The 23,419-nt window shown below is 62.2% G+C and carries 19 protein-coding genes; 13 read left to right on the top strand and 6 right to left on the bottom strand.

All coding sequences use genetic code 11. From position 1 onward, the window contains the following. Positions 1–148 precede the first annotated feature (148 nt). The 7 genes from G410_RS0110990 to G410_RS0110960 all read left to right on the top strand — a co-directional run bounded on the left by G410_RS0110990 (position 149) and on the right by G410_RS0110960 (position 7,754). The gene (locus G410_RS0110990; RefSeq protein WP_022673708.1) at positions 149–598 is read left to right on the top strand and encodes a GatB/YqeY domain-containing protein; all 450 of its coding nucleotides are present in this window, start codon (positions 149–151) and stop codon (positions 596–598) included. Further along, positions 598–1,314, top strand: a complete 717-nt coding sequence (locus G410_RS0110985) for a hypothetical protein (RefSeq protein ID WP_022673707.1) — start codon at positions 598–600, stop codon at positions 1,312–1,314. Before G410_RS0110990 ends, G410_RS0110985 begins: the two co-directional genes overlap by 1 nt. Positions 1,315–1,506: 192 nt before the next feature. Continuing rightward, positions 1,507–1,824 (top strand): GIY-YIG nuclease family protein, encoded by a 318-nt coding sequence (locus G410_RS0110980; protein ID WP_022673706.1) that lies wholly within the window; start codon positions 1,507–1,509, stop codon positions 1,822–1,824. Between the two features lie 182 nt (positions 1,825–2,006). Continuing rightward, the gene (dnaG, locus tag G410_RS0110975) at positions 2,007–3,902 is read left to right on the top strand and encodes a DNA primase (protein ID WP_022673705.1); all 1,896 of its coding nucleotides are present in this window, start codon (positions 2,007–2,009) and stop codon (positions 3,900–3,902) included. 36 nt (positions 3,903–3,938) lie between these two features. Then, positions 3,939–5,981: an RNA polymerase sigma factor RpoD gene (gene rpoD / locus G410_RS0110970; protein WP_022673704.1), complete on the top strand. Its 2,043-nt coding sequence runs from the start codon at positions 3,939–3,941 to the stop codon at positions 5,979–5,981. A gap of 180 nt (positions 5,982–6,161) precedes the next feature. Next, positions 6,162–6,824, top strand: coding sequence for a DUF6975 family protein (locus G410_RS16420; RefSeq protein WP_084489147.1), 663 nt, complete (start codon positions 6,162–6,164; stop codon positions 6,822–6,824). An 84-nt stretch (positions 6,825–6,908) separates the two neighbouring features. Further along, positions 6,909–7,754 (top strand): AAA family ATPase, encoded by an 846-nt coding sequence (locus G410_RS0110960; RefSeq protein ID WP_022673702.1) that lies wholly within the window; start codon positions 6,909–6,911, stop codon positions 7,752–7,754. A gap of 7 nt (positions 7,755–7,761) precedes the next feature. On the opposite strand, the gene G410_RS16415 is transcribed toward G410_RS0110960, so the two are convergent. Beyond that, positions 7,762–9,198, bottom strand: coding sequence for a methyl-accepting chemotaxis protein (locus G410_RS16415; protein ID WP_022673701.1), 1,437 nt, complete (start codon positions 9,196–9,198; stop codon positions 7,762–7,764). A 127-nt stretch (positions 9,199–9,325) separates the two neighbouring features. On the opposite strand from G410_RS16415, the gene G410_RS0110950 reads away from it, so the two are divergent. Further along, complete coding sequence (locus G410_RS0110950; RefSeq protein WP_022673700.1) at positions 9,326–10,510, top strand: vWA domain-containing protein; 1,185 nt, start codon at positions 9,326–9,328, stop codon at positions 10,508–10,510. Between the two features lie 58 nt (positions 10,511–10,568). Here G410_RS0110950 and G410_RS0110945 read toward each other — a convergent pair whose 3' ends face one another. The 3 genes from G410_RS0110945 to G410_RS0110930 all read right to left on the bottom strand — a co-directional run bounded on the left by G410_RS0110945 (position 10,569) and on the right by G410_RS0110930 (position 13,263). After that, positions 10,569–11,267, bottom strand: a complete 699-nt coding sequence (locus tag G410_RS0110945; RefSeq protein WP_028971367.1) for a bacteriorhodopsin — start codon at positions 11,265–11,267, stop codon at positions 10,569–10,571. A 206-nt stretch (positions 11,268–11,473) separates the two neighbouring features. Continuing rightward, positions 11,474–12,694: an exo-beta-N-acetylmuramidase NamZ family protein gene (locus G410_RS0110935; RefSeq protein WP_028971366.1), complete on the bottom strand. Its 1,221-nt coding sequence runs from the start codon at positions 12,692–12,694 to the stop codon at positions 11,474–11,476. Then, on the bottom strand, positions 12,691–13,263 hold the full coding sequence (locus tag G410_RS0110930) for a DOMON-like domain-containing protein (RefSeq protein WP_084489145.1): 573 nt from the start codon (positions 13,261–13,263) through the stop codon (positions 12,691–12,693). Before G410_RS0110930 ends, G410_RS0110935 begins: the two co-directional genes overlap by 4 nt. Before the next feature lie 264 nt (positions 13,264–13,527). Between G410_RS0110930 and tyrS the strand changes: the two genes are divergently transcribed. Both tyrS and G410_RS0110920 read left to right on the top strand, forming a co-directional pair. Beyond that, positions 13,528–14,751, top strand: a complete 1,224-nt coding sequence (gene tyrS / locus G410_RS0110925; protein ID WP_022673697.1) for a tyrosine--tRNA ligase — start codon at positions 13,528–13,530, stop codon at positions 14,749–14,751. A gap of 114 nt (positions 14,752–14,865) precedes the next feature. Beyond that, positions 14,866–15,183 (top strand): PilZ domain-containing protein, encoded by a 318-nt coding sequence (locus G410_RS0110920; RefSeq protein WP_022673696.1) that lies wholly within the window; start codon positions 14,866–14,868, stop codon positions 15,181–15,183. On the opposite strand, the gene recG is transcribed toward G410_RS0110920, so the two are convergent. Next, on the bottom strand, positions 15,180–17,231 hold the full coding sequence (gene recG / locus G410_RS0110915) for an ATP-dependent DNA helicase RecG (RefSeq protein WP_022673695.1): 2,052 nt from the start codon (positions 17,229–17,231) through the stop codon (positions 15,180–15,182). The two genes, G410_RS0110920 and recG, sit on opposite strands and share 4 nt — an antisense overlap. 76 nt (positions 17,232–17,307) lie before the next feature. Between recG and G410_RS0110910 the strand changes: the two genes are divergently transcribed. Together G410_RS0110910 and mfd are read left to right on the top strand one after the other, a co-directional pair. Beyond that, positions 17,308–17,580: an FAD assembly factor SdhE gene (locus G410_RS0110910; RefSeq protein ID WP_022673694.1), complete on the top strand. Its 273-nt coding sequence runs from the start codon at positions 17,308–17,310 to the stop codon at positions 17,578–17,580. A gap of 124 nt (positions 17,581–17,704) precedes the next feature. Further along, positions 17,705–21,178, top strand: coding sequence for a transcription-repair coupling factor (mfd, locus tag G410_RS0110905; RefSeq protein ID WP_022673693.1), 3,474 nt, complete (start codon positions 17,705–17,707; stop codon positions 21,176–21,178). A gap of 13 nt (positions 21,179–21,191) precedes the next feature. Here the strand turns inward: mfd and G410_RS16410 are convergent, their stop codons facing one another. Further along, entirely contained in the window at positions 21,192–22,511 is a 1,320-nt protein-coding gene (locus G410_RS16410; RefSeq protein WP_022673692.1) for a putative bifunctional diguanylate cyclase/phosphodiesterase, read from the bottom strand. Between the two features lie 120 nt (positions 22,512–22,631). Between G410_RS16410 and G410_RS0110895 the strand changes: the two genes are divergently transcribed. Next, positions 22,632–23,402, top strand: coding sequence for an NAD kinase (locus tag G410_RS0110895; protein ID WP_022673691.1), 771 nt, complete (start codon positions 22,632–22,634; stop codon positions 23,400–23,402). The last annotated feature ends 17 nt before the right edge of the window (positions 23,403–23,419 follow it).

The following is a 23,419-nucleotide window of genomic DNA, read 5'->3' as shown; positions in this document are numbered from 1 at the left end:
CAGCGCAGGGGTGCGTTGGCCGCGCATCACACGCCGCCGGACTGAGGGGTGAGCTACAACCGCGCGGGCCGCACGGTCAATCTATGAAAGCCGCAATGTTGCCGCTATAGCGGTCCTTTATTTCCCAAAACATGCCCCCGGAGAGACCATGATTCGCGATCAGCTGAAGGCCGCCCAGATTGCTGCCATGAAAGGCGGCGACAAGCAGCGTCTTGCCGCCGTCCGCCTGATGCTGGCCAAGATCAAGGATCGCGATATCGAGATGCGCGGCAAGGATGCGGGCGACGATGATGCGATGGTGATCGATACCCTGCAGAAGATGGCCAAGCAGCGCCGCGAATCGATCCAGATGTTCGATGACGGTGGCCGCACCGAGCTGGCCGCCGCCGAACGCAGCGAGCTGGAGGTGATCGAGCAGTTCCTGCCCGCGCAGATGGACGATGCGGCGACCATGGCCGCGATCGAACAGGTGAAGGCCGATTTCGGTGCCGAGGGCATGAAGGATATGGGCAAGGTGATGGCCGAGCTGAAAAGCCGCCACGCGACCGAGCTGGACATGAGCAAGGCCAGCGCGCTGGTCAAAGCGAGCCTGTCCTGATGCGGCGGCTTGCGCTGTCCGCCCTGGCGCTCGGCCTGTCGCTGAGTGCCTGCGCCAATGAGGAAGAGGTGGTGCCTGCCGAGCAGGACGAGGCCGCAGACGCCGCCGCTGCACCGGCCGGCGTGCCCGTCAATGCCGAGGATTTCGCCCGCGAGCAGCTGGGTGCGCGCATCCAGGGGCCTGCCGGGCCGGAGGTCGAAGGATCGCTGGCCACTGCAGACGGCACCGCGCTCGGCGATATCGAAAGCTATGTCGCCTGCCCGTCCAATATCGACAGCTGCGATCCGGCAAGCCTGCCGGACGGCACCGTCTACACGTTCGTGCACATCGTGACGCCCGGCGTGGACAAGCCGAACGACGATGCGATGGCGCAGCCGGAAACGGTGAAACGGGTCGAGAAATCGGTCACCTTCCGCATGACCATGCCGGCGGACGGCTTTGCCGGGCAGGCAGGCTATTCGCTCGAACAGGCGCGCGCCGCGCTGGGACCGGACGGCACCTTCACGATCAGCTGTCAGGGCGGCATGCTGATCTGGGAGGTCGCCACCGGGGAAACCTGGGGCACTGGCGAGCCGGTGACGTTTTTCTGGAAATCCACCAAACCGCCCAAGGGCCCGGCCAAGGCCTATGGTTTCGAAGCGGATGGGTATAGCGCAACAGGGGCGGGACCGTTTCCTGCAGCGGCAGCGGATGGTGCAAAAGCGGGATGCGATTGAACCCGGTCCGAAAGACCACCTGTCCTCTTCATTCAAGCCCCGCCCCCCGTTCGTGCCGAGCGTAGTCGAGGCATCGTTCGTTCGAATCCTGGCGTTCGATCGATAGCCCCTTGATCCCTCGGCTACGCTCAGGAGAGCTAAGGCCCGATCCAAGGACTCGACTCAAACCCGCCGCCGTAGCATCCTGATGCGATGGCGTTCTGGACCTACATCCTGCACTGTTCGGACGACCGCTATTATACCGGCCACACCGATGATCTGGAACGCCGCATGGCCGAACACCATCATGGCGGCTATTGCCGCTTCACCGCCCGGCGCCTGCCTGTAACGCTGGTTTGGGCGCAGGACTTTGCCCATCGGCACGAAGCGCTGGCGGCGGAGTTGCAGATCAAGAACTGGTCGCGCGCGAAGAAGCAGGCGCTGATCCGAGGTGACTGGAAGGATGTGTCGTTTCACGCAGTTCCTCCGAAGGAACGAGCGGTGCGATTTGCAAAAAAAGGAGGCGCTTGAATGACGATTTGCCAAGCAAGCTCCCCTATCGACTCACCATTCGTGCCAAGCGAGGTTGAAGCCGCGCCTGTCCAGACCCTTGCATGTAATGGAATGCCCCCTCGACTTCGCTCGGGGCCAACGGCACGGCGGGCCATGTTGTCCGCTTTTCTCCGCAATAGCAGTTTGCAGGTTGCTGCCTGATGTCGCTTTCCCCGCAATGGCTGGATCAGCTCAAGGACCGTACCAGCCTGTCATCGCTGATCGGGCGCAGCATCAAGCTGACCAAGGCGGGGCGCGAATATAAAGCCTGCTGCCCGTTCCATAACGAGAAGTCGCCCAGCTTCACGGTGAGCGAGGAAAAGGGCTTCTATCACTGCTTCGGCTGCCAGAAGCATGGCAGCGCGATCGACTGGATGATCGATTATGGCGGGCTCGACTTCATGGATGCGGTCAAAGCGCTGGCGGATGAGGCTGGCATGGACGTGCCTGCGCCCGATCCGCAGGCCGCCCGGCGCGCGGAAAAACGCGCGAGCCTGCATGATGTGATGGAGGCAGCGCAGGAGCGCTATGCCGAGAAATTGCGCGGACTGGAGGGCGCCGGTGCACGCGGTTATCTGGAGCAGCGCGGCTTGTCGCCTGCCACCCTGACCGCCTTCGGCTTCGGCTTTGCGCCCGATGAGCGCGGCGGGACGACGCGCGAGCTGTCGCGGTTCGAGATACCGCAGCTGATCGAGGCCGGGGTGCTGATCGATGTCGAGGGCAAGCAGCCCTATGACCGGTTCCGCGGGCGCGTGATGATCCCCATCCGCGATATCCGGGGCCGCGTGATCGCCTTCGGTGGGCGCGTGCTGGGGGATGGCGAGCCCAAATATCTGAACTCGCCCGATACGCCGCTGTTCGACAAGGGCCGCACGCTCTACAATCTGGACAAGGCCGCGCCTGCCGGACGCCAGACGGGCCGGATGATCGTGGTCGAAGGCTATATGGACGCCATCGCGCTGGCGCAGGCGGGCTTTCACGATGTCGTCGCGCCGCTGGGCACTGCGCTCACCGAAACGCAGATCGAGATGCTGTGGAAGCAGGTGGAATGCCCGATCTTGTGCTTCGATGGCGATTCGGCCGGCCAGCGCGCCGCCATGCGCGCCGCATCTCGCGCGCTGCCGCTGCTGCGGCCCGGCCACAGCCTGGCCTTTGCCACCCTGCCCGCCGGTCAGGACCCGGACGATCTGCTGCGCAGCGCCGGGCCGCGCGCCTTTGCCGAGCTGCTGGAACGGGCCGAACCGCTGGTCGAGCGCCTGTGGAACCATGAACGCGCCGCCGCTCCGCTCAGCACGCCCGAGCAGCGCGCCGCCCTGAAGGCGCGCCTGAACGAGCATGTCCGCACCATCGGCGATGACGACATTCGCCATCATTATAACGATGCCTTTCGTGAGCGGATCGATACGCTCTTCGCGCGCGCGCCGAAGCGCTATGCAGGGGGCGGCTATGGCGGCGGGAAGTTCGTCGGGCGTGGGCGCGGCCAGCAACGCGGCGGCCAGTGGAAGCCCCCCATTCCGCCCGCATCGGCTGCGCTCAAAGGCCTGAACACCGCCAGTTTCGATCACAGCATCACCCGCGCGGTGATTGCCGGGCTGGAGCGTTTTCCCGACATCGCCAACACCCATTTCGAAATGCTCAGCGATTATCATCCCGTCGACACGGATCTGGCGCAGCGGCTCGATACGATGCTTTCCGGCACGCCCGCACCATCTAAAGGGCTTGATCCAGAGGGGGGTTATCCCATATCAACCACAGCTGAGTTGTATAATAGAGCGCATGGACCGAACGGGGTCGAACCGCTGATCTTCTCATTCAATCGGCAGGCGGCGCCCGGTGCGGCCCCATCGGGGGACGAGGAACGGGCAAAACGGGATTTGTGCGAAGCTATTCGCGTTATGGTCGAACGTCCTGCCATTGAGGCCGCGCTGGAACGCGCGACACGGGCAGCGGAAACGAACCTGACCGAGGATAGTTATGCAGAACAACAAAGGCTGCGCGCCGTCCGGGAAGAATTCGACCGGCGGCTCGCGGATCTCATGCAGGACGAAGATTTTTAATCGCTTCGCCTGTCGGTAAAATGAAAGAGTAGAGCATTGGCCACCCGCGCAAAAAAACCGGACAGCAATACCGAAGGCGATAATGGCGATGCACCGCTGATCGACCTGAACGACGCCAAGATCAAAAAGCTTTTGAGCCGCGCCAAGAAGCGTGGCTATCTGACCTATGACGAGCTGAACGATGCGCTGCCGCAGGACCAGATGAGTTCCGAGCAGATCGAGGACGTGATGTCCGCGATCTCCGAGATGGGCGTGAATATCGTCGAGAATGACGAGGAAGCCGCCGAGGAGCCCGAGGACGAAGTCGAGAGCGTTGACGCCAAGGCGTCCGCCGACAAGAAATCCGCCGACAAGAAGGCGGCGCTCAAAAAGCCTGCCGCCGGTGAACGCACCGATGATCCCGTGCGCATGTATCTTCGTGAGATGGGCGCGGTCGAGCTGCTCAGCCGCGAAGGCGAAATCGCCATCGCCAAGCGGATCGAGGCCGGCCGGGATACGATGATCCTGGGCCTGTGCGAATCGCCCATCACCTTCCACGCCATCATCGAATGGTCCGCCGCCCTGAACGAGGGCGAGATGCAGCTGCGCGAAATCCTCGATCTCGACGCCATGCTTTCCAAGGAGCCTGCTCCGGAAAATATGGAAGATGATGAGGAAGACGACGGCGAGATCAGCGAAAAGACCGCCGGCCCGTCCTACAAGGAAGACGAGGACGAGGAAGACAATAGCGACGAAGGCGACGATGACGACGACGATCAGGTTGCCGCCGATCGCCGCAAGAAGCGTGAAGAGGAAGAGGATGAGGAGGACAACACCCTCTCCCTCGCCCAGATGGAAGAGGCGCTGAAGCCAGACGCCCTGGAGCGGTTCGCGCGCATCGAAGACTTGTTCCGCAAATTCTCCAAGATCCAGGAAGCGCGCATGACCGCCCTGGGGATCGGCGACGATCTGAACGCTGCGCAGGAAAAGAAATATCACAAGCTGCGCGAAGACCTGACGGCCGAGGTGGAGTCGGTCCAGTTTCACGCCACGAAGATCGAATATCTGGTCGATCAGCTCTATGCCTTTAACCGCCGTCTGACGACGCTGGGCGGGCAGATGCTGCGTCTGGCCGAGCGCCACAAGGTGCCGCGCGCGCAGTTCCTGCAGCAATATGTCACGCATGAGCTTGATGAAGGCTGGCTCGAAACCGTCTCGGGTATCGACCGCAAGTGGAAGAAGTTCGTCGAGAATGAGGCCGATGCGGTCGATCGTATCCGCACGGAGATCGGTGACATCGCGTCCGCCACGGGCATGAGCCTGAGCGAGTTCCGCCGCATCGTGAACATGGTGCAGAAGGGCGAGCGTGAGGCACGGATCGCCAAGAAGGAAATGGTCGAGGCCAATCTGCGACTCGTGATTTCCATCGCCAAGAAATACACCAATCGTGGCCTCCAGTTCCTGGATCTCATTCAGGAAGGCAATATCGGCCTGATGAAGGCGGTGGATAAATTCGAATATCGCCGCGGGTACAAGTTCAGCACCTATGCCACCTGGTGGATCCGTCAGGCGATCACCCGCTCGATCGCCGATCAGGCGCGCACCATCCGTATTCCGGTGCACATGATCGAGACGATCAACAAGCTGGTGCGCACCAGCCGCCAGTTCCTGCACGAGCAGGGCCGCGAGCCGACGCCGGAAGAAATGGCCGAGCGTCTTTCGATGCCTCTGGAAAAAGTGCGCAAGGTGATGAAGATCGCCAAGGAGCCGATCAGCCTCGAAACGCCGATCGGCGACGAGGAAGATTCGCATCTCGGCGATTTCATCGAGGACAAGAATGCCATCATCCCCGTGGATGCAGCCATTCAGGCGAACCTCAAGGAAACCGTCACCCGCGTGCTCGCCAGCCTCACCCCGCGTGAAGAGCGCGTGCTGCGCATGCGCTTCGGCATCGGCATGAACACCGATCACACGCTGGAAGAGGTCGGTCAGCAGTTTAGTGTGACGCGCGAACGCATTCGCCAGATCGAGGCAAAAGCTTTGCGCAAGCTGAAGCACCCCAGCCGCAGCCGCAAAATGCGCAGCTTCCTGGACCAGTAATCCGCAAGATTTCCACAGGCTTTCAACCAGTCTTCCACAGACTTGCCTAAATATATGCCGGCGGGGTGCTTTGCGCCCTGCTGGCAGTAACCAGCTCTTCAGCATTGCGACCTATCAAGTTCCCATCGGCATGGCAGGCGATTTCGCCGGTCAATCGACACGGCGGGAGCAGCGAATTTCATGAAGGCTGAACGCACGATAAGGCCGGCAAATGCTGGCGGCGAGCGACTATTGGCCATGCAGCAGGCCGATGGCCATGGCGCCTGCACCCATTATCATGCCCTGATGCGGGAAGCCGATCCGCCCGAACTGGCCGATCTTGTCCATTTTCTCTGCCTTTTGCACGGCCGGCGTCCGGGCGTGATCGATCATGCCGCCACCCGCCTGACCCATCCGGCGGCGCGCAGCTGGATCGTGCAGGCCGCCGATGGCTTTGCGATGGAACGCCAATATCTGACGCAGCTCACCGTGGCCGCCGGCCCTGTGAGCGGTGTGTCGGAGGATGATCATAGCGAGGCTGCGGCGGTGGAACTGCGCGGGTCCTTCCAGCTTCTGTCCACGTCCGAGCGGCGCGGCTGCGCGGCAGGCGCGGCCCTGGCCTTTGCCCTGGACTGGTGGGCACTGCGCGATGTTCTGGATCTTCTTGCCAACCGGCTCGGCATCACCACGCCCTTCTGCGCCCTGCCCCGCGCCGATGAAACGGCAGCCCTGGCCGACCGGATCTGTGCGGACGCGGCGACCGCCCGCGCGTTCATGTTCGGGGCCGATCAGCTGTTCCAGCTGCAGCGCGGCGCGTGGCGTCTTCTGGATGCCAGGGCAAAGGTCCGCGCCGAACAGAGTTGAGCCATGGCGGCAAGGCGCGGCTTGCATGCCATCGCCGCGCCCCCTAGTCCGATCGGGAAACGATCTCGATAAAGGACGGATGCCATGCGGTTTGACGGCACGAAGGATTATGTAGCCACCGACGATTTGAAAGTGGCCGTCAACGCGGCGGCAACGCTGCGCCGTCCGCTGCTGATCAAGGGAGAGCCCGGCACCGGTAAGACCGTGCTGGCCGCCGAAGTGGCCAAGGCCATGGGCGCGCCGCTGATCGAGTGGAACATCAAATCCACCACCAAGGCGCATCAGGGCCTGTATGAATATGATGCCGTGGCCCGCCTGCGCGATGGCCAGCTTGGCGAAGAGCGTGTCCACGACATCTCGAACTACATCAAGCGCGGCAAGCTGTGGGAAGCGTTCACCGCGCCCGAGCTTCCGGTGCTGCTGATCGACGAGATCGACAAGGCGGATATCGAATTTCCCAACGATCTGCTGCAGGAGCTCGATCGCATGGAATTCCATGTCTATGAAACCGGCGAGACGGTGAAGGCGGTGGAACGGCCGATCGTCATCATCACGTCGAACAATGAAAAGGAACTGCCCGACGCCTTTCTGCGCCGCTGTTTCTTCCACTATATCAAATTTCCCGATCGCGAGACGATGCAGGCGATCATCGATGTCCATTTCCCGGATATCCAGAAGATCCTGGTCAGCAAGGCCATGGATATCTTCTATGAAGTGCGCGACGTACCGGGCCTGAAAAAGAAGCCGTCGACGAGCGAGCTGCTCGATTGGCTGAAGCTGATCCTGCACGAGGACATGCCGATCGACGTGCTGCAGAACAAGGACCCGACCAAGGCCATCCCGCCGCTGCATGGCGCGTTGCTCAAGAATGAGCAGGACATCATGCTGTTCGAACGGCTGGCCTTTATGGCCCGCCGCCAGGGCGGCTGAGCGAGGCCTAGGCCGCGCCGCGCAGCAGCAGGCGGGCGTCGTCGCTCTTGAACGCGTAGGCCACCTCGAAATCGCCCCATCGTGTGCCGTCGATGATCAGCGGAACATAGACGTTGCGCACGATGACATAGTCCTTCCCGTCGCCCTCCTGGCGGTAGACGGCCATGGTATAGTCGTGCGTGCTCGCCTTGGCCTTTACGTCCATCGGCAGGTAGATGATCCGCCCGTCGCGGCAGAATTCGGTGTCATGCGCCAGATCGCCATTGGGCTGGCGTGACCGCTCGGTCAGATGCGTCGGCAGGAAGCCGTTCCGGTCGGTACAGGCGGAGGCCATGATCTGGCTGTCCTGCGCGCTGATCTTGTCCAGCAGCGGCCGCCAATGCGCATGCGCCCAATCGCTCAGCCCCGTGCGGAAACGCGCAGGATTGCTGCCCTCGATCTTCTGATAATTGGTATCGAACAGCTGGCCGCGTGTCAGCATGCCGCTCGCCAGCGCATGCTCGGCCAGTTTCACGGCCTGTGCGGCCCCGTCCTGCGCGACGGTGACCATCTGTGCATCGTCCGGGGACAGGCCGGCCTTGACGATGATATCGAACATGCCGTTGGCGGTCATCTCCAGATCGGTCACCTTGCCATGCGCGCCGGCCAGCTTGTTGTTGTTCGCCTCGGCCGTGGCGTCGAACGTGTTCAACACGCCGCGCACCTCTTTGATATGCCCGCTGATCTTGCCGGTGGCCTGCACGATGTCGTCATTCTGCAGATCCACCTGGAGCACGAGGTCGGTCACGCCGGTCAGGGTCTCGTCGATGCGCCCGATCGCCTGTTGCACATCGCCGCTGGACTTGGTGCCATGCTCGATCTTGGCGATCACCTGCGCCGCTTCGGCGCCCAGCGATTCGATCGTGCGGTTGATCTCGTCGGTGGCGCTGCGCGTGCCGCGGGCCAGTTCCTTCACTTCATTGGCGACCACGGCAAAGGTGGCCCCGGCGTCTCCCGCCTTTTCCGCCTCGATCGCGGCGTTGAGCGCCAGCATGTTGGTGGTGCGCGCGATATTGTCGATCGTTTGGGCGCTGCGCTTGACCTGGTTCATCGCGCCCGCAAATCCGGTCACATGCTCGCCAAGCGCTTCCACCAGCGCCAGCAGGCCTTCGATATGGTCCAGCGAGGAGCGGATGAGATCGGTGCCCTCCCCCAGGCGTTCGCGCGCGCGGGCGGACAGAAGCCGCGCCTCGTCGCTGGCGCTCACCACCTGATGCTGGTCCATGTCCAGCGAATCCACCGTTTCCATCAAGGCGCGATGGTCGTTGCGCAGGCGCGCCGACGATCCGATGACCGACTGCACGATGCCCGCAACATCGCTGGAATGGATCGTGACCTTGCCGCATTGCGCGGGCAGCTGTTCCAATGCCCCTGCGGACAGGGTCTGGATGATCTCGTGCTTCACTGATACTGATCCTTCGGTTAGCGCTCAGCGTGATAGACCCGCGATGGTTAGCACCGTGTAAACGGTGCCGCGCCTTATCGGGCCTGGCCACGCAATGCCGGGCGATCACGCAGACAGAAAGTAGCCGATGTTCTATTCTTTCATGGACGAACTGCGCAGCGCCGGGATCGGGGTAACGCTTAAGGAGCATCTTATGTTGCTGGAGGCGCTGGACCGGGATGTGATCGATCGCCGGCCGGAGGAGTTCTACTTTCTCGCCCGCGCCACGCTGGTGAAGGACGAGGGCAAGCTGGACCGGTTCGATCAGGTCTTCTCCAAGGTCTTCAAGGGACTGGAGACCAGCTATGGCACCGAACAGCAGGACATTCCGCTGGACTGGCTGAAGGCGGTCGCCGAAAAATATCTCAGCGAGGAAGAAATGGCCGCGATCGAAAAGATCGGCGACTGGGACGAGCTGATGGAAACCCTGAAGGAGCGGCTTGCCGAGCAGGAAAAGCGCCATCAGGGCGGCAATAAATGGGTCGGCACCGGCGGCACCTCCCCCTATGGCAATTCCGGCTACAACCCCGAAGGCGTGCGTATCGGCGGGGAAAGCAAGCACAAGAAAGCGGTCAAGGTCTGGGACAAGCGCGAGTTCAAGAACCTGGACAACACGCGCGAACTGGGCACCCGCAACATCAAGGTGGCGCTGCGCCGTCTGCGGCGCTTCGCGCGCGAAGGTGCCGCCGACGAGCTGGATATCGATGCCACGATTTCGGGCACGGCCAAGCAGGGCTGGCTCGACATCAAGATGCGGCCGGAAAAGCGCAACGCGGTGAAGCTGCTGCTGTTTCTGGATGTGGGCGGATCGATGGACCCGTTCGTCAAGCTGACCGAGGAGCTGTTCAGCGCGGCCACCAGCGAGTTCAAGAATCTGGAATTCTTCTACTTCCACAACTGCATTTACGAGGGCGTCTGGAAGGACAATCGCCGGCGTTTTGCCGAACGCACGCCGATGTGGGACATCCTGCACAAATTCGGCCATGACTATAAGGTCATCATCGTCGGCGATGCCTCGATGAGCCCCTATGAGATCAGCCATCCCGGCGGCAGCGTGGAGCATTTCAACGAAGAGGCGGGCGCGGTCTGGCTCAACCGGCTGACCAATACCTATCCGGCCACCGCCTGGATCAACCCGGTGCCGGAGAAGCAGTGGGGCTATTCCCAAAGCGTGCGCATCATCCGCGAGCTGATCGATGACCGCATGTATGCGCTCACGCTCGACGGCCTCGATCAGGCGATGCGCGAGCTGAGCCGCAAACAGGGGCACTGATGCAAAAAGGGACGCCGGAGCGAATGCCCGGCGTCCCTGATGCAATCTTCTGAATGGTTCAGGCCATTTTGGGGAATTCGTCCCGGGGCACCGTCTTGAACCGCGATGCCGAAAGGAACCCGTAGACCACCTTGGCAATGACATCGAGCACCAGGATCAGCCATACATCCGCGACATTGTCGATGATGCCGACACCCTGGGGCCCAAGCAGGAAAACAATGGGGTAGAAGAACCACACCACCGTCAGGAACAGCAGGTTCTTGCGATAGACGGTCTCCATCTGTCCGCCCATTTCATCACTGATGGCGCGCACCGGCACCCACAGCAGATAGAGCACGCCGGCAAAGGCGACGCAGGACCACGCATACCAGATCCAGCGTTCGGCCGCATTGTCGGCCAGGGCAGAAAACAGCCCGGTCACGATCATGAGCACGTCGAGCACCACGATCGGCAGAATATAGGACGAATGGCGGTGATGCTCGTGCAGCCCCGTCAGCGTGAGGCCGACCAGCAGAATGGGCGTGGTGAACGTCCAGTCGACATAGCGTGGCAGATACAGCGTTTCGCCATCCACAGCCGTGACGCCCAGGCCCAAGGTCATGGCCAGATAGGATGTGGCGGCAATGAACGGCACCACCGCGTGGAAATGGGTGTGATGTCGTATTTCCGGATGCTTCGAACCGTGCATATAGATCAGGAGAGAACCAAGCGACATGATCACAAAACCGATCATGAGCGGTAGAAAAGTGTTGGTCATTCATTCCTCCATCGACGGCACGGGCACGGTTGCACGGCAAATTGCAAAATGCCGGAAAAGCCTGCCAGTTCCGCATGGGAGGAGATGCGCAGCGAACATTTTGCGGCTGTCCGTTTCACGGCGCGATAGCGCACCGCAAAGCCGCTCATTCCAACAAGAAAAACCCCCTGTTCTTAACGCCTTGTCCTGGAAAGAGACGTTTCATTCTAATAGAGAAGAAAGCGCTCCCGATCCTTGCGCCAGGATGTCTCGTCACCGTGCACCATGGCGTCCAGATCGTTCGGGGTGGCTTGTGCATTGTCCACCCATTCGCGCAGGGCCGGGCCGCCATTGATGATGTCGATCGCCAAATGGCACTCGGTATATTCATATTTGAAATCTTCGCCGCGCCACAGCGCATAGTCCGGGTAAAGCCGCCGGATCGCCTTGAACGCCAGCGCCTGCAGCCGCCATGGGCGAAAAGCGTCATGGTCGTAAAAGCCGCCTTCGGGGTGGATGTGCACGCCATGGCAAAGCCTGCCGGCATGTTTGTGAAAGGTCGGCTCGAACCAGATTTCGCGCAAGGCGCAACCTTCCAGCCATTCCGGGGCCAGTTCCCGCATCACGTTCATCACCGCGCGGGCATCGATATCCGGTGCGCCGAACAGTTCCAGCGGCCGGGTGGTGCCCCTGCCCTCGCTCAGGCTTGCCCCTTCCAGCATCACCGTGCCGGCGTAGCTGCGCGCCATGGACAGATTGGCGGCATTGGGGCTGGGGTTGATCCAGATGCGGCTGTCCGGCCAGCCGAAGCCCGGCGCAGCGTCCGGCGACCAGCCTTTCATGTCGATCACGCGATAGTCCACGTCGAGGCCGTAATGGTCGATGAACCAGTGGCCCATCTCGCCCAGCGTCATGCCATGGCGCATCGGCATCGGCCCCGCGCCCACGAAACTTTCATAGCCCGCGCGCAGCGTCAGCCCCTCGACGGGGCGGCCCGCCGGATTGGGCCGGTCCAGCACCCAGACGGTCTTGCCATGCTCTGCCGCCGCTTCCAGCATATAAAGCAGGGTCGTGACGAAGGTGTAGATGCGGCAACCCAGATCCTGCAGATCGATCAACACGACATCGAACGTGCCCATCGATTGGCCCGTCGGGCGGCGCACATCGCCATACAGGCTGAAGACCGGAATGCCATGGACGCGATCGGTCTCGTCCGGCGTCTCCACCATATTGTCCTGCTTGTCGCCTTTCAGCCCATGCTGCGGGCCGAAGGCGGCGGTGATGTCGATATCCTCGCACGCCATCAGCGCGTCGAGCGAATGGGTAAGGTCCGCCGTGACCGACGCCGGGTGCGCCACTAACGCCACCCGCTTGCCTTTCAGCGGTGCGCGCAGATCGGGCTCGGACAGCAGGCGATCGATGCCGAAGTGAACGGGGGACTGGGTCATGGCGTGGGTAACCTGAGCGTGAAACTACCGGGATGGTGAAAATCCGGTCTATCGGCAGGATGCGCCAAAGCCCAATAGCTTTTCACCGGCCCGGTGGTTTCGATCACGGCGCTAAGGGCAATATCCAGCGCGCTGTCCTGCCATTCGTGCGGGAGCGTGACGATCGCCTCCAGCGCGACATGGCGCTCGCCGGTGTCCAGCGCGATGTGCGGCGGAGCCATCTCCAGCATGGCCATGCCCGTGCGCACATCGTCGAAGCGGTAGGCGGCCCATTGGCTGGAGGGAGAGAAATTGCACTCGGCATAGGCATCCGCGCCCGGGCGGCGCAGAAACAGCTCGCAGCAGGTGCTCTGCCAGAGATTGTCGGTGCGGTCCGGTTCGGCGGGACCGGGCCATGTCACATGTTCCAGAGCCATGTCGAGACGATAGCGCAGACGGAGCCGGTGCCCGGGCTGGCGTTGAAGGGACACCGCTAGCGATCCGATCGGCGGTGCCGGGGTGGTGGGATGACGCCGCAAGTGGAGAGACTTGGAAGCCGCGGCTTCGGCGGCGCGTTTTTCATCACTCATCGTCCACCCCCTTTGGTTCTGCACTGGTCGAAGGACCGTTTTTCTTTTGTCCGACCCGGCAACCCAGCTGAAAAATAATCTTGAAATATAGGACTTTGCCTGACCCATTGGCCATAGGCTACCGCTCACCGATGTAGGAAATTTTCTAAGCCAGCTGCGCAATGCCCTCGCGCTCACTTTGTCAACTTTGCGCAACAATCCTTCGATAGCCGCCTATACGATCCGCTCTTGGCCCCGCCGCCCACTGCCTGTAACCGGAAACCCATGACCTACTCATCCGATCTCCTTCGCACGCTCGACGAGCGCGGCTATATCCACCAGCTGACCGACGCCGAAGGGCTCGACAGCCTTGCGAGCAAGGATGTCGTGCCGGGTTATATCGGCTTCGATGCAACCGGGCCCTCGCTCCATGTCGGCCATCTGGTTTCGATCATGATGCTCCGCCAGCTCCAGAAGGCGGGCCACAAGCCGATCGTGATCATGGGCGGCGGCACCACCAAGGTCGGCGATCCGTCGGGCAAGGACGAAAGCCGGCAGATGTTGTCGGACGATCAGATCAATGCCAACATCGCCTCGATCCGGTCCATATTCGAGCAGTTCCTGACGTTCGGCGACGGGCCAACCGATGCCGTGATGATCAACAATGACGAATGGTTGAGCCAGCTCGGCTATATCGAACTGCTGCGCGATGTCGGGCCGCATTTCACGGTGAACCGCATGCTGACGTTCGACAGCGTGAAGCTCCGGCTGGAACGCGAGCAACCGCTGACCTTCCTCGAATTTAACTATATGATCCTCCAGGCCTATGACTTTCTGGAGCTGTCGCGCCGGCATGGATGCCGCCTGCAGATGGGCGGATCGGACCAGTGGGGCAATATCGTCAACGGCATGGAGCTGACCCGCCGGATCGACGGGACGCAGCTGTTCGGCCTGACCACGCCGCTGATCACCACGGCGGACGGGCGCAAGATGGGCAAGACGGCCGATGGCGCGGTATGGCTGCGCGCCGATATGCTCAGCCCCTATGATTACTGGCAGTTCTGGCGGAACACGCAGGACGCCGATGTCGGCCGTTTCCTGCGCCTGTTCACCGATATGCCCCTGGCGCAGATCGAGACGCTGGAGGCACTGGAGGGCGCGGACCTGAACGACGCCAAGAAGCAGCTGGCCGATGCCGCCACCGCGATGGCGCATGGTGCCGAGGCTGCGCAGGCCGCCGCCCAGACGGCGCAGCAGACCTTCGAAGGCGGCGGCGCTGGCGACGATCTGCCCAGCATCGCGATATCCGAACCAATCAACATATTGGATGCCTATGTCGAGCTTGGGCTGGTTGCCTCCAAAAAAGAAGCGCGGCGACTGATCGACGGCGGCGGCGCCCGTCTCGACGGGGAGCCGGTGGAGGATCCCCAACTGCTCGTCAGTGCGGGGCAGGAGCCTGTTCGGCTATCCGCCGGCAAGAAAAAACATGGTTTGATTATAGCGGCTTAAAGGGCGCTACGCCTCTTTTGAAAAAATAATCCATATTAGCGCTTAAGGCGCCGGGCAGGCTGCCGTTACAGGTTTCGAGAAGCTGACGAACCCTTTCTAGCGAGTACCGCCCTTATGCCAAACAGCGCCCTGGATAATTTTGAATCCCGCCAGGCGACCAGACACCGCATCGATTTCAAGACCATTATGGAGCGTGCGAGCGGAGGGGAGCAGTTCGCGCATATTTGTAATGTCTCGGCCAGCGGGATCATGATCGACAATGTCAGTGACCTTGCCCGCGGTGACCGTGTCACCGTGCGTCTGCCCGTGATCGGCCGGATCGAAGCACATTGCGTGTGGGTTGCGGATGAGCGGGCCGGCATGCAGCTGGAACGGCTTCTTCGTGTGCCGGATTTCCTGGCCATGCTGGATGAACTGCAGAACCGCGCCTAGCCGGATCGCAGCGTCCTGACGGCGCTGTCCCGCTCAAACAGATACAGCGCGATGCGTGCCGCTTCTCCGCGCGGACCCTCCAGTCCGCCGTCACGCTCGATCAGCATTCTCGCATCGTCGCGCGCATAGCCGATCAGCTCGCGCACCTGCTCTTCATTGGCGACGGAGAACCCCTCCTCGCCCGATTGCCGCGTGCCCATCAGCTCGCCCGCACCGCGCAGACGAAGATCTTCTTCGGCGATGCGGAAGCCGTCATTGGTTTCGCGCATCAACGCCAGCCGCGCCCGGGACGTCTCGCTCAGCGATCCGCCACGCAGCAGCACGCAGGTGGACTTGGCGCTGCCCCGCCCCACCCGGCCGCGCAACTGGTGCAGCTGGGCCAGGCCAAAGCGATCCGCCCCCTCCACGATCATGAGCGACGCATTGGGCACATTGACCCCCACCTCGATAACGGTGGTCGCCACCAGCAGCGATAGCTCGCCGGATGAAAAGCGCTCCATGACCGCATCTTTCTCCGGCCCCTTCATCCGGCCATGAACCAGACCGACCCGGTTGCCGAAGCGCAGGGTGAGCATGGCGGCCCGCTCCTCCGCCGCGGCCAGATCGCTGGCATCGTTTTCCTCGACCAGCGGGCACACCCAATAGGCTTGCCCGCCGGCCTGGATATGGCGGCCGATCCCGGCCACGATATCCGGCAGTTTCTCGTCCGATATGACCACCGTTTCCACCGGCGTGCGCCCCGGCGGCAGCTCGTCGAGCACGGAAACGTCCATCTCGCCGTACAAGGCCAGTGTCAGGGTGCGCGGGATGGGCGTGGCGGTCATCGCCAGCAGGTGCGGTGGCCGCTCCGCCTTGTTGGCAAGGAGCAGCCGCTGCGAGACGCCGAACCGGTGCTGCTCGTCGATCACGATCAGCCCCAAGGCCTTGTATCGCACCGCCTCCTGAAAGATGGCGTGCGTGCCGATCAAAATGTCGATCGACCCGTCGGCCAGTGCCATCAGCGTGGATTCGCGAACCCTGCCCTTGTCCCGGCCTGTCAGGATTTCGATCTGCACCGGCAATGATCCAGCCAGCTCTCGCAGGGAGGCCAGATGCTGGCGGGCCAGGATTTCGGTTGGCGCCAGCAAAGCTGCCTGGCGCCCGCTCTCCACTGCGCGCAGCATGGCCATCAACGCCACCGCCGTCTTGCCCGATCCGACATCGCCCTGCAGCAGACGCAGCATCGGGCGCTCTTGCTGCAGATCGCCCTCGATCTCGTTGATCGAACGGGCTTGTGCGCCGGTCAGCGCAAATGGCAGCGTCAGAGCGTCAACAAGCCGTCCGTCGCCATGGATCGGAAAGGTGCGGCGCTTGTCGCTGGCTGCACGCACCAGCAGATACGCCAGCTGATTGGAAAACAGCTCGTCATAGGCCAACCGCGCCTGCCCCGCCGCGCCGTCCGGCTGATGGGCGGCAATGAGAGCCTCCTGCCAGCCCGGCCAGTCAAACTTGGCTTTGACGCTGGGCTCGATCCATTCCGGAAACGCAGGCGCGCGCTCCATGGCATGGCGCACCAGATCGCCAATCCGCCGGTTGGAGATACCATCGGCCAGAGGATAAACCGGTTCCACCATCGGCACGCTGTGATCGCCGTCGACGACTTCAGGATGGATGATCTGCCGCTCTTGACCATAGGCTTCGAGTTTGCCGGTGATCCGACGTGCCTCACCCACCGGAAGCTGTTTCTTGGCCCACCCGGAGTTGCGCCCGAAAAATACCAGGCTGACCACATCGCCGCGCGCATCCACCGCGTGGATCCGAAGCGGACTGCGCGCGCTGCCACCACTGCGATGGTCCAGCACGTCGACGGACAGGATGATCGTTTCTCCAATCTGCGCATCATCCAGCCCATCCACCGCGCGGCGATGGACGAAATAGCTGGGAAAATGAAACAGCAGATCCTTCACCCGCTCCAGCTTCAGCCGGGCCAGCGGTTTGGCGAGACCTGCACCAATGCCCTTGAGGCTGGTGAGTTCTGCGAACAGTGGATTGAGAATATCGGGGCGCATGACTATCTGTCCCCTAACGCGCCGGGGGCCGCTTCGCCAGCACCCGGCATCTTTCTTGACTGACTGGACATTTGCCATGGCCCTAGACCGGGACGCCCGTATCCGCCGCACCAAATTCCGCGCATGGCACCGCGGCACGCGCGAGGCGGATTATATGATCGGCGGTTTCTTCGACCGGCATGGCGCGGGCTTTTCGGAAGAGGACTTTCTGTGGTTCGAACGGCTTCTGGAAGAGCAGGACGTCGATATCATGGCCTGGGGGCTGGGAACGCAAACCGTTCCGGAGCCGTTCGATGTCCCGCTTATGGAAAAGTTCAAGCGGCTCGATTTCATCGAAATCCCGCGTTGAGCGCTCCTTCAGCGCACTGAACCGACCAGAACCGAGCCGGGCCGGGGATCTTCCTTGCCCATGCCGACCTAGATAGATCGCTTATCGGCATGTGCGGAGGCGACCGGAGTTTGACCAAGTCCCGATGCCTGACCTGTCCAGAATAATTAAGGCCGACAGGCCGCTCACCCTCAGCTCCGTTCCAACCGGCTTTCTGCCGTGGCTGCTGGCCGATCTGGCACGCGCGTCCACCGGCCGCGCAGTCTATATCGCGCCCGATGATGCGGAAATGCGCACGGTGGCCGAGACCGCGCAATATTTCGTGCCCGAGCTGGAAGTGCTGGAGTACCCGGCCTGGGACTGCCTGCCTTATGACCGGGCGTCTCCTTCCCTGGCCGTCACGTCGCGCCGTATGGCGACATTGGCCGCCCTGCAGGCCAAGTCCGCCGCGTCGCAGCTTTTGGTGACAACCGCCAATGCGGTGACGCAGCGTACGCTCAGCCCTTTCCGCCTGCGCGAACTGGGTGCGCGCTTGCAACCGGGCACGGTCATCGCGCGGGAGAAACTGTCCGCCCTGCTCACCGCCAATGGCTATGAACGCAACGAGACTGTGGCCGATGCCGGGGAATATGCCGTCCGCGGCTCCATCGTGGATCTCTTTCCGTCTGGCCGCGAACTGGCCCTGCGCCTCGATTTCTTTGGTGACGAGATCGAGTCCGTTCGCGAATTCGATCCGGCGGATCAGCGCTCGGTCGGACGGGTCGATCATTTCGATCTGCTGCCCGCTGCCGAAGCTTTGCTGGATGAGGCCTCGATCAAGCGTTTCCGCAGCCGCTATCGGGAGCGCTTCGGGGCGACCGCTACGGGCGATCCGCTGTATCAGGCGATCAGCGAGGGGCGGCGGCTGGCCGGCATGGATCATTGGCTGCCCATGCTGGAAGAACGGCTGGTGCCATTGTTCGAGCATCTGCAGCCGCAGGATCTGATCCTGGCCGATGCCGGTGTGCCGTCCGCTGCGGAATCGCGTTTCGAATCGATTGCCGATTATCAGCAGAACCGGGAACGCGCGCAGTCCAGCGAGGCCGGAAGCTACCGGCCATTGCCTGCCGATGCGCTTTATCTGACACCGGATCAGTGGGCCGACGCGCAGCGAGATCAGCCGGTCCATCAGATCAGCGGGTTCGCCGAGCCAGAAAGCAACCATGTGCTCGATTTCGGCGTGTCCGGCGCGCGCGACTTTGCGCCCGAACGCGCACAAAGCGCCAATGTCTATGAGGCGGCAGTCAAGCATATCGACAGCCTGCGCAAGGACGGCAAGCGCGTCATCGTCGCCAGCTATTCGCGCGGCGCGCGGGAGCGGATGAGCGGCCTGATGGGTGACCATGGGCTGAAAAAGGCCAAGGCAGCAAAAAGCTGGCAGGAGGCATTGGGCACGGCGGCGAACGGCACCGCCGCGCTGGCCATCCTGCCCCTCGACACCGGTTTTACCGCGCCCGACGTGGCCGTCATCACCGAGCAGGATTTGCTGGGCGACCGGCTCGTGCGCCGCCGCAAGAAGCGCAAGAGCGCCGACGCATTCCTGGCGGAAATCCAGGCGCTGTCGGTGGGCGATCTCATCGTCCACGCCGATCATGGCATTGGCCGCTATGAAGGCCTGACGCAAATCGATGTCGGCAAGAGCGCGCATGATTGCGTGGCGCTGACCTATGCCGGCGGCGACAAGCTGTTCGTACCGGTCGAGAATATCGATGTGCTGAGCCGCTACGGCTCGGACCATGAAGGCGCTTCGCTGGACCGGCTGGGCGGAGAAGCCTGGCAGCGCCGCAAGGCCAAGATGAAGGAGCGCATCCGCGAAATTGCGGGCGAGCTGATGAAAACCGCAGCCCTTCGCGCCATGAGAGCCGGCGAAGTCGCCGATGTCGATGACAACAGCTATGCCAGCTTCGTCGACCGCTTCCCTTATGAGGAAACAGACGATCAGGACCGGGTTATCTCCGAGGTGATCCAGGATCTGCAGTCCGGCAGGCCGATGGACCGGCTGGTCTGCGGCGATGTCGGGTTCGGCAAGACCGAAGTGGCAATGCGCGCGGCATTCGTGGCCGCCATGAGCGGCATGCAAGTGGCCATTGTCGCCCCGACCACCCTGCTCGCGCGCCAGCATTATACGAATTTCGTCGAGCGTTTTCGCGGCTTCCCGCTGGAAGTCGGTCGCCTGTCGCGCCTGGTCCCTTCGGGCGAGGCAACCAAGACCCGTGAGGGACTGAAAGCTGGCACGGTCGACATCGTGATCGGTACGCACGCGATCCTGGCCAAGTCGGTCGATTTCGATCGGCTGGGGCTGGTCATCGTCGATGAGGAGCAGCGCTTTGGCGTCACGCACAAGGAGCGCCTGAAGGCGCTCAAGACCGACGTGCACATGCTCACCCTCACCGCTACCCCCATTCCGCGTACGCTGCAGATGGCCATGTCCGGTCTGCGGGAACTGTCGGTGATCCAGACGCCGCCCGTCGATCGTCTGGCCGTGCGCACCTATGTCATGCCCTGGGATCCCATCGTGATGCGCGAGGCTTTGCTGCGCGAGCATTATCGCGGCGGCCAAAGTTTCTTCGTGGTGCCGCGGATTGCCGATCTCACGGAAATCGAGGAATTCCTGCTCACCGACGTGCCGGAGGTAAAATCGGTCGTGGCGCACGGTCAGATGTCCGCCGGTGACGTGGAAGAGCGGATGACCGCCTTTTACGACAAACGCTACGACGTGCTGCTTTCGACCACGATTGTCGAAAGCGGCCTGGATATCCCCAGCGCCAATACGCTGATCATCCATCGGGCCGACCGTTTCGGTCTGGCGCAGCTTTATCAGCTGCGCGGCCGGGTGGGACGCTCCAAGACGCGCGCTTATGCCTATCTCACCACGCCCGAAGGCCGGGTCCTCACGGAGACGGCGGAAAAACGGCTCAAGGTGCTGTCCGATCTGGACAGTCTTGGCGCCGGATTTCAACTTGCCAGCCACGATCTGGATATCCGCGGGGCAGGCAATCTCGTCGGGGACGAGCAGTCCGGCCATATCAAGGAAGTCGGCTTCGAGCTGTATCAGTCGATGCTCGAGGAGGCGATTCTCGCGGCCAAGGCGGGCGACATGGGGATCGATGCACCGACGGAGAAGTTCTCGCCGCAGATTACCGTCGATGCGCCGATCTCCATCCCGGATTTCTATGTGCCCGACCTCAGCCTGCGCATGGGGCTTTACCGCCGAATCAACGAGATCGACCAGTCCAGCGAGATCGAGGGTTTTGCCGCTGAGCTGATCGACCGGTTCGGCGATCTGCCGGATGCCACGGAAAATCTGCTGACGCTGATGCGAGTGAAGCTGAACGCGCTGAAGGCCTGCGTCTCCAAGATCGAAATTGGACCACGCGGGGCCCTGGTCAGTTTCCACAATGACAGCCCGCCCGATGTTCCGGCATTGATGCGATATGTCGAGCGGTTGGGCGAGGTCGCGAAGCTGCGGCCGGACAGCAAGCTGGTGATCAACCGCGTATGGCGCGATCCGAAGAGCCGCCTGAACGGCGCGCTCCAGCTGTCGCGCGGCTTGGCCAAGCTGGCGCAGGGCAAAGGATAATATCAGCAGAGGATCAGTCGGCGCGCGCGGCCTGCTGATCCTCGACATATTGCGCGAAAGCGTCCTCGCCCAAGGCGCCAGCGTTGAGAAAGCCCTGCCAGTAATCGCAGCCTTCCCGTTCGATCAGCTGGCGCTGGGCTTCGGTTTCTATGCCTTCGGCAATAACCTCCAGATCGAGCGCCTTGGCCATGGCGATGACGGCGCGCACCACGATCCTGTCCCGTGGAGATCCCTGCAGGTCACTGGTCAATGACTTGTCCAGCTTCAGATAATCAAGCGGCAGCGCGCTCAAATAGGCCAGCGAGCTATAGCCCGTCCCAAAGTCATCGAGCGCAATCTTGAGGCCATGCTCGCGCAATGTCTGGAATTGCTTGCTGGCCGCTCCCAGCTCCGCAATCAGGGCGCTTTCGGTAATCTCGACCGTCAGGCATTCCGGACGGAAGCCGCTTTGTTTGACCATGTCGAGCAGCATGTCGGCCATATCCGGGCTGGCCATGTCCTGCGCCGTCACGTTGATGGAAAGACGAATATGGCCAAGCGCCGACGGCCATTGCGCTGCCATGGCAATGGCCTGCCGCTGGATATAGCGTGACAATGGCAGCACAAAATTGCTGCGGGCGGCTGCCGCAAACAGCGCTTCGCCGCCAAAGGTGCCAAATTGCGGATGATCCCAACGCGCCAGAGCTTCCGCCCCGGTCATGCGTCCATCGTTCAGGGCAAATTGCGGCTGAAGCAGGATCGCGATTTCATTGCGATCGATCGCGTGCCGCAAATGACGGCCCAATGTTTCGTCCAGCAGCGCCTCATCCAGGCGTCCCGCTTCGGACTGCACAATCGTGCGCGTATCGCCTTGCATGGCTTCTTCCAGCGCCATGCGTACACGTCGCATGAGCTGCTCCGGCATCTCGCCCGAACGCGTCTGAGCAATGCCGATACGCGGGCTGAGGTGCATCCCCCTCGTTTCATATTCGATCGGTCGGTTGAGCTCTGCAATCAGTTGTTGCGCAAGCACAGGAGCATGCGCGGCGCTGGCCTGATCCTGCAGCATAATCACAAACTCGGCCCCGCCGCTGCGGGCGACAAAGGGGTGATCCATGTCGGCAAGACGCAGTACCCTCTGGATGCGTTCACCAACATCCATGAGCGCGCGGTCCCCGCCTTCGCGACCATGGGCCACATTGACATGCCGGAAGCCGGCCAGCCCAATCGCCAACACGGCGCAAGGCAGCGCCCCTTCCATAAGCCGCTCGCGCGCAGCCTTGCCGGTGGCGAGACCGGTGATCCAGTCGCGCTCCGCATGCCTCGATACAGGGCGTTCACGCCGTTCTTCCATCGCGCCTTTCCGCCCTTGCCCCACCTCGTCTGGCCGCTTAGCACCTCTTCCTATGCAAACGACCCTTAATATCTTCTCATTTTTTCTCCACCGCATCCCAGCCACTGTCGCGTTTCCGGCATGATAGGATCCACGGCTCTTCTCGCCTCCCCCACGCGTCAGGCGCGTGAGGCGCAGCAGGAATTGCTCGGGCGCTACGAATTTGCGCCCCTGGAGGATGCTGAACAGGTCGTGGTCCTCGGCGGCGACGGCTTCATGCTACAAACCTTGCACCAGATGCTGGAAGGCGGACGAATCAAGCCGGTCTTCGGCATGAATCGCGGCACCATCGGCTTTCTGCTCAACAGCTGGCGGACCGACGGTTTGTCCGATCGGTTGGCCAAGGCCAAGAGTTTCAGTGTCGCGCCGCTCCGCATGACCGTGATGACCGCCGCTGGCGAGACGCGCGTGCTGCCTGCGATCAACGAAGTCTCGTTGCTCCGCGAAACCCGCCAAACGGCGAAGATCGAAGTACAGATCGATGGCCGCGTCACGATTCACGAAATGGTGTGCGACGGCGTTCTGGTCGCCACACCGGCCGGGTCCACCGCATATAATATGTCCGCCAATGGCCCCATATTGCCGCTTGGATCGGCCATGCTGGCGCTGACGCCGATTAGCCCGTTTCGCCCGCGCCGATGGAAAGGTGCAATCCTGCCGGACCGTAGCCGCATCAGTTTTCGTATCTTGAACCCGGACAAGCGGCCTGTGTCTGCCGTTGCCGATCAACGGGAAATCAGGGACATCATCCAGGTCGATATCGAGATCGACCGGAGCCGTCAGCTTACGCTGCTTTTCGATCCCGAACATGCGCTGGACGAGCGGATCGCGATGGAACAGTTCGCGACCTGACCTCTTGCGGTAGCACC

Source organism: Novosphingopyxis baekryungensis DSM 16222 (assembly GCF_000420305.1).
In the GTDB taxonomy this organism is placed as follows: domain Bacteria; phylum Pseudomonadota; class Alphaproteobacteria; order Sphingomonadales; family Sphingomonadaceae; genus Novosphingopyxis; species Novosphingopyxis baekryungensis.
Note: the sequence above shows the minus strand (reverse complement) of the source record. Positions and strands in the feature narration are given on the sequence as shown.